General features: G+C 39.9%; 4 protein-coding genes and 1 riboswitch. All 4 genes read right to left on the bottom strand.

Annotated elements, in window-relative coordinates; all coding sequences use genetic code 11:
* Window positions 1–514: 514 nt before the first annotated feature.
* A complete protein-coding gene (ptsG, locus tag KR50_RS07130) occupies window positions 515–2,584 on the bottom strand; it encodes a glucose-specific PTS transporter subunit IIBC (RefSeq protein ID WP_041056688.1) in 2,070 nt (689 codons plus the stop codon).
* Window positions 2,585–2,750: 166 nt separating this feature from the next.
* Window positions 2,751–3,590 (bottom strand): glucose PTS transporter transcription antiterminator GlcT, encoded by an 840-nt coding sequence (gene glcT / locus KR50_RS07125; RefSeq protein WP_041056685.1) that lies wholly within the window; start codon window positions 3,588–3,590, stop codon window positions 2,751–2,753.
* Between the two features lie 131 nt (window positions 3,591–3,721).
* Window positions 3,722–5,056, bottom strand: coding sequence for an NCS2 family permease (locus KR50_RS07120; RefSeq protein WP_041056682.1), 1,335 nt, complete (start codon window positions 5,054–5,056; stop codon window positions 3,722–3,724).
* Window positions 5,057–5,184: 128 nt separating this feature from the next.
* Window positions 5,185–5,286: riboswitch (purine riboswitch) on the bottom strand.
* An 82-nt stretch (window positions 5,287–5,368) separates the two neighbouring features.
* Window positions 5,369–6,922, bottom strand: a complete 1,554-nt coding sequence (guaA, locus tag KR50_RS07115) for a glutamine-hydrolyzing GMP synthase (RefSeq protein WP_041056680.1) — start codon at window positions 6,920–6,922, stop codon at window positions 5,369–5,371.
* Window positions 6,923–6,971 lie beyond the last annotated feature (49 nt).

Below are 6,971 nucleotides of genomic sequence, written 5' to 3'. Positions count from 1 at the left end.
GCCGCCAGCGTTCGTCCTGAGCCAGGATCAAACTCTCCGTAAAGTGTTTGATAAAGCTCATTTGTTTCATTTAAATCTTGTATTAACGTTGACGTTTTTGGTTGTTTAGTTTTCAAGGTTCAAGGTGTTTCGTGTTTTGCGCTCTCTCTCAAGCGACTTTATTATCTTACCATTTTAACTAGTAGTTTGTAAATACTTTTTTTAAAATTTTTTTCTTTTCAATGAGGCCTGTCTGAAAAAAGAGAAAATAAAAAGACCCTCATAAACTATTTTCTTAGCAACTCTCAAACGAGAGCTTTATAAATTTACCACACCTCCTCATTCCCCGTCAATATTTTGTTAGTAGATTTATTATAATCTATTAGTCAGAATATTGCAACTACCATTTTAATATTTTTCATTCTTTTAAATGTCAGGATAAGGGCAAGCGATAAATGAATGTCCTCCCCCTGCCTGATCACTGATACATAAATAAAAGGAAGCTGAAATTCAGCTTCCTTTTACGATCTCTCTATTAATTGATATCGATGATGTCAGCGTCACCTTTTCTGACTTCTTCCTTTATTACCTTTACTTCTTCCCCATTTACAAGGTTGGTAAAAATAATCGGAGTAATAATAGAAGGAACTTTTGTTTTAACCGCTTCGAGATCTACAGTAAGGAGTAAATCGCCGGCTTTTACATGATCGCCTTCCTCTACATGTGTTTTAAATCCTTCTCCATTTAATTTTACAGTGTCGATCCCGAAATGAATCAGGACTTCTCTTCCACTGTCAGATTCTAAGCCGATAGCATGCTTAGTTGGAGATACATTGACTACTTTGCCGTCTACTGGAGAGTATACTTCACCAGTTGATGGAATAATGGCAAAGCCGTCTCCCATCATTTTTCCGGAGAATACCTGATCCGGCACTTCTGTAATCGAAACTGCACGTCCAGTTATTGGTGAAACAAAATGATGAGACTGTTCTTCGTTTTGTATAGCTGAAGGAGCGGTCTCTTCAATTTCTTTCTCTACTTCTTCTTGAGGATTCACTTTAACCGGTCTTGGTGATTTTCCTTCTATTATATCCTTCATTTGATGTTTTAAGCTGTCTGAGCGAGGACCGAAGATAGCTTGAACGTTGTTCCCTACCTCAAGCACGCCAGCAGCACCCAGTCTTTTTAATTCTTTTTTGTTGACTTGTGATGGCTCATTTACTTGAATTCGAAGTCTGGTAATACAGGCATCAAGATTTGAAATATTAGCAGATCCTCCAAATGCTTCTAAAATATCATACGGTAAATCTGATTTTGATGAAGCAGGTCTTGCTTCTCCTTCTCCATCTTCATCTACTTCTCTACCCGGGGTAGCAAGATTAAATTTGCGAATGGCAAATCTGAAACCGAAGTAATAAATTACAGCGAATACTGCTCCTACTGGAAGAACAAGCCACCAGTTTGTCTGTGGGTTGAGCGTTCCAAATAGTAGAAAGTCGATTAACCCACCTGAAAACGTCATTCCGATTTTAACATCTAGAAGATGCATCGTTAAAAATGACAGTCCAGCGAAAAGAGCATGCACGGCAAATAATATAGGTGCTACAAATAAAAAGGCAAATTCAATTGGCTCTGTAATTCCTGTTAAAAATGAAGTCAGCGCCGCTGAACCCATGATCCCTGCGACAAGCTTTTTCTTTTCTTTTCGCGCCTCATGATAAATGGCTAGCGCTGCGGCAGGAAGGCCAAACATCATAAACGGATATTTACCTGCCATAAATGTTCCTGCAGTAAGGTCTTGAACATTATCTTTAATCTGTGCCTGGAAGATATAATTGTCTCCCCGAATTGTTTCACCTGCATCATTTACATATGATCCAAATTCAAACCAAAATGGCGTATAGAAAATATGGTGAAGTCCAAACGGAATTAACGCTCTTTCTATTACACCAAAAACAAATGCAGAAAGGGCCATGTTAACGCTTAATAGACTGTTAGAAAAGTAATTCAGCGCGTTTTGAATATATGGCCAAACCAAAAGCATTAAAAGTCCTAAAATAACTGCTGAACCAGCTGTTGCAATCGGCACAAAACGTTTTCCTGCAAAAAACCCAAGATACGTAGGTAATTCTATATCATAGAATCGGTTGTACATGTAAGCAGCGAGGGAACCTACAATAATTCCCCCAAATACCCCGCTTTGCAAGGTAGGAATACCAAGCACCAGCGCATTTGCAGGATCAACACTGTTACCGGTTACTTGATCGATATCAAGACCGAGGACAGTACCCATTGTGGCATTCATAATGAGATAACCGATAATGGCAGCGATCCCTGCTACTCCGTCTCCACCTGCGAGACCAATCGCCACTCCAACCGCGAACAGAAGCGGCAAGTTATCGAAAACAATACCACCTGACTCTTCCATTACACTTGCGACCATTTCTATCCATCCTGCTGTCAGGAACGGTGCAATTTCAATCAAGGTGTCATTTTGCAAAGCATTACCAAAGGCAAGCAATAGTCCCGCCGCTGGAAGTATTGCGACAGGAAGCATTAGCGCCTTCCCGATTTTTTGCAAAGAACCAAATAGTTTCTTAAACATACGGATCCTCCTAAATAATATTTTTTGCTGATTAAGAGAAGACAAACAAAAAAGACATGAGCAGAGAAGTTCACGAAGAATAGACTGGTGCCAGGCACTCATCTCTTTCGTGTTCTTCTTTACTCATGCCTGATCGAATCAGTAACACGTAAAGAATAGTATGTGATTATTTCATTTTTGTTTGAATTCGCTGCAGATGCATGGTCAGATAAACAGCTTCTGCATCATAAACAGGCTTCTTTAATGTTTGCTGCATAATCTTAATCAGCTTCCAGGACAGATTATAGCATAAAGGATATTCTGATTTCAATAAGGAAGCAATTTTTTCAGGTTCATCTACTTTTTCTCCACGTGTAACTCTTTCAATCGTGTATCTTAAATGACGTACCAGCCGCATATAATCGATGCTTTCACGATCAATTTCTATATCAAACTGCTGCTCAATAATTTGAATTAGTTTGCCGATCATTCTAGAGTGCGCATTAATTTCATTGACATTCCGATTGACCATTGCACTATGGATATGAAGTGCGATAAAGCCGATTTCTCCTTCAGGAAGGTAAATATGAGCACGTTCATTAAACAGCTTCACAACTTCTTTTGCAATCTCATATTCATAAGGATAAAGTGCTTTAGTTTCAAGAATAAATGGATTGGTTATCGCCATTCCTCTCATCAGGCGATTCACCGCAAAAACTAAATGATCCGTGAGTGCAACATGAATATGTTCATTCAGAAAACCTTCAGTTCTTTCTCTGATCAGTTCAATAGATGAAATAATCACTTTCAGCAAATCTTCTTTTATATAGGGAAGCAACTTTTTAAATTGCTCCTGTTCCGACTGATCCCGCAGAATAAAGAGCTTTTCAACCTCTGATTGATTAATCAATGCGTTCACCTGACGTTTAAAGCCAATTCCTTTTCCGATCAGGACGACTTCATCTTCTTGCTCACCCTGGGCAATCAGAACATTGTTATTAAGTATTTTTTTTATTTTAAAAGCCATCGATTGGTCACTTCCCATTGTGGTAAATGAATTCCTAACATACCGTTTGTTGAATGACTGAAGTCTGCGGTCTGATGATTTATTATAATCAATGAAAAAAGAAGCCAGTATATGGCTTCTTTTTTAGCTTATTATGAAAGGAATAAGAAGTAAAGAATAAAGATTATAAATAATCCATACATAATTGGGTGAATTTGCTTTGCTTTTCCGCTGACAATCATTGTAACAGGATAGAAAATAAAGCCAATGGCAATTCCGGTAGCGATGCTATAGGTTAACGGCATCGTGATGATCGTTAGAAAAGCTGGAACGGCAATTTCAAATCTGTTCCAGTCAATGTTTCCAAGCGCTGCAACCATCAGCACGCCAACAATAATTAAAGCAGGTGCAGTGACAGCACTTGTGATCACTTCCAACAATGGGAAAAAGAAAATAGATAAAACGAAAAGAGCTGCTGTTACGACTGATGCAAAACCTGAACGCGCACCTGCTGCCACACCTGAAGATGACTCGATGTAAGAAGTGGTGGTAGATGTACCAAGTACTGCACCAAAGACCGTTGCCGTTGAATCTGCAAACAATGCGCGATTCGCACGCGGCAGTTTGTTGTCTTTCATCAGACCTGCCTGATTCGTAACGGCAACCAGTGTACCTGCTGTATCAAAGAAATCAACGAATAGGAATGTCAGTACAACGACCAGAATTTGAATTGTGAACAGCTCTCCCGGTGAAGAGAAGATCGGTTCAAGCGCTGCACCAAATGTAGGTGCCAGGCTTGGAGCCGGTTCAACAATTCCGCTTGGTGTATTAATTAAACCAACAATCCATCCAACAATTGCTGTAATCACGATACCAAAGAAAATGCCGCCCTTAATCTTACGGGTCATAAAGATCACGGTAATAAATATACCAAAGATAGCTAAAAGTGTGCTGCCTTGAGTAAGATCACCCAAAGCGACCAATGTGTTTTCATCGCCTACGATAATGCCGGCATTTTGCATCCCTATGAATGTAATAAAAAGTCCGATTCCTGCTCCAACAGCAAATTTTAGTTCTGCAGGAATAGCATTTATTATTTTTTCTCTGACTCCGGTTAATGTAAGTATCATAAAAATAAGTCCTGATAATAAAACACCTGTCAAAGCAGTCTCCCAAGGGATTCCTTGAGTTAATACAACGGAGTAAGCAAAAAATGCATTCAGCCCCATGCCCGGAGCAAGTGCGATTGGATATTTAGCAATAACCCCCATTACAAGTGACCCAATCGCAGCAGCCAGTGCTGTCGCGACGAAAACTGCGCCATAATCCATTCGAAGCGCATCCGGCAGGCCCTCTACATCCATTAATGTAAGAGTAATAGGATTAACTACAAGAATGTAAGCCATTGCGAGAAAAGTAGTAAGCCCCCCAATAAACTCTTGTCTGTAACTAGTACCCAGTTCTTCAAATTGAAAATATTTCTTCATTTTTTTGTCCCTCCAGCATACGTTCTAGCCGTATAACGAAAAAAAGCCTCCAAACGATCCTGTCGTTTAGAGGCTGACTGTGTCGATAAGAATAATGATCTTACTGCAGTATTTTTATATCATACAGTTAGATTTATTCAGTACCTCGTAGTCAAGCCATTTACGGTGGCTTGGTAGAAACTTTCGGGCCCTATTCCCGACGTTATACGACGAATGTTGCATTATTTAATTTAACCTTATTGTAGCAACCTTCACATAGAAGGTCAATACAATATCCGAACATTATCAACATTTTTCTCTGTTAATATTCGCCTATTCCCATTCAATCGTGGATGGCGGCTTGCTCGTTACATCATACAGAACACGGTTGATTGAATTAACTTCATTCACCAGGCGTACAGAGATTTTCTCTAAAACATCCCATGGAATACGTGCCCAGTCTGATGTCATTCCGTCAATAGATGTAACTGCCCGGATGCCGATTGCGTAATCATACGTACGTGCATCTCCCATCACTCCAACGCTTCTGATATCGGGAAGTACGGTAAAGTATTGCCAAATGTCACGGTCAAGACCTGCTTTTTTGATTTCTTCACGCAAGATCCAATCCGATTCACGTACAATTTCCAGCTTTTCATCAGAAATCTCACCAAGAACTCTGATGCCGAGACCGGGACCAGGAAATGGCTGACGCCAAACGATATCATCAGGGATTCCCAGCTCACTTCCAAGCACGCGGACTTCATCTTTAAATAACGTATTTAAAGGCTCAATTAAGACAAAATCCATATCTTCAGGAAGTCCGCCTACATTATGATGTGATTTAATGGTTTGAGCAGTGGCTGTTCCACTTTCAATAATATCTGTATACAGTGTTCCTTGAGCAAGGAAATCAAAACCATCCAGTTTTTTCGCTTCATCATCGAACACATAGATAAATTCGTTTCCAATGATTTTACGTTTTTGTTCAGGATCTGATACACCTTTTAGCTTTGAAAGAAAGCGCTCTTGAGCATCTATTTTGATTACATTCATATTAAATCCATCGGCAAATGTCTTCATGACACTGTCCGCTTCACCTTTACGCAAAAGACCGTGATCAACGAACATACAGGTTAACTGATCGCCAATGGCTTTATGAATCAATACGGCTACGACAGAAGAATCCACGCCTCCGCTTAATGCACAAAGGACTTTGCGGTCGCCGACTTCGTTGCGGATCTTTTCGATTTCAATTTCAATGTAGTTTTCCATCGACCATTCCCCTTTACAGCCGCATGCGTCAAAAACAAAGTTTTTCAGCATGTCATTGCCGTGCACGGAGTGGCGTACTTCAGGGTGAAACTGAACAGCAAACATTTTCTTGTCTTCATTGCTGATCGAAGCAATTGGACATGAAGCATTCGTTGCTACTACATCAAATGAATCTGGAGCTTCGACTACCAGGTCTCCATGGCTCATCCAAACAAGCTGATTAGACGGAAGTCCTTTAAACAGCCCTTTTGCTTCTTGAACATTAATTTCTGCTTTGCCATATTCGCGATTTCTTGCTTTTTCTACTTTACCGCCAAAGTGCATCGTCATAAGCTGCATGCCGTAGCAGATGCCAAGAACCGGGATTCCAAGGTCAAAAATACGTTCGTCGGCACGGAATGAATTTTCGTCATAAACCGAGTTGGGGCCGCCTGATAGAATAATTCCTGATGGGTTTATTTCTTTAATTTCTTCAGCTGTTATGGTGTGAGGATGCAATTCACTGTATACCCCAAATTCACGAATTCTCCGTGTAATTAACTGATTGTATTGACTGCCAAAATCCAGCACCACAATCATTTCCTGATTAAGCAATTCTTCCTTACCTAGCATGATGTCACCTCGTAGGATTATAGTTTTTTTAAAAAAAGTATAGAAAAAA

This window comes from Jeotgalibacillus campisalis (assembly GCF_000829515.1).
Classification (GTDB): domain Bacteria; phylum Bacillota; class Bacilli; order Bacillales; family Jeotgalibacillaceae; genus Jeotgalibacillus; species Jeotgalibacillus campisalis.
This window is presented reverse-complemented; position numbering and strand designations above follow the sequence as displayed.